Origin of the sequence: Micrococcus sp. KRD096, assembly GCF_017168495.1 — a bacterium.
GTDB lineage: Bacteria > Actinomycetota > Actinomycetes > Actinomycetales > Micrococcaceae > Micrococcus > Micrococcus luteus.
In genome coordinates this window covers 1-462 of sequence record NZ_JABFAY010000072.1, presented here as the reverse complement: position 1 = coordinate 462, position 462 = coordinate 1, and the positions used below count along the sequence as shown (strand labels likewise).

Annotated in this window: 1 protein-coding gene; it reads left to right on the top strand. The window is 67.7% G+C overall.

Annotated elements, in window-relative coordinates; all coding sequences use genetic code 11:
* Positions 1–34: 34 nt before the first annotated feature.
* A partial coding sequence (locus tag J1M41_RS11710) for a hypothetical protein (RefSeq protein ID WP_206451806.1) occupies positions 35–462 on the top strand: 428 nt, incomplete at its 3' end.

Here is a 462-nt window from a genome sequence, read left to right as displayed (position 1 = left end):
GGTGCGGCCCCTGTACGAGTCTCTCCCTGAGCGGGTGGACACGTACGGGCCGGAGGTCGCGGATCTGTGCGATGTGATCGGCTACGGACCGGACCCGGAGCAGCGGCTCGTGCTGGACGCGATGTTCGGCGTGGACTCGCACGGGAAGTCCACGGCGTTCGAGACTGCGGTGATCGCGCCGCGGCAGAACATGAAGACCGGCGTGCTGAAGATGGCCGTGCTCGGCTGGCTGTTCATCACGGACCAGCAGCTGGTGATCTGGTCCGCGCACGAGTTCTCGACGGCGCAGGAGGCGTTCCGGGACCTGGAGATCCTCATCGGCGGGTCCTCGTTCCTGTCGAAGCGCGTGAAGAAGGTCCACCGGGCCAACGGTGACGAGGCGATCGAGCTGAAGTCCGGGGCGCGTCTGAAGTTCCGGGCGCGCACGAAGGCCGGCGGCCGTGGCCTCTCCGGGGACAAGGT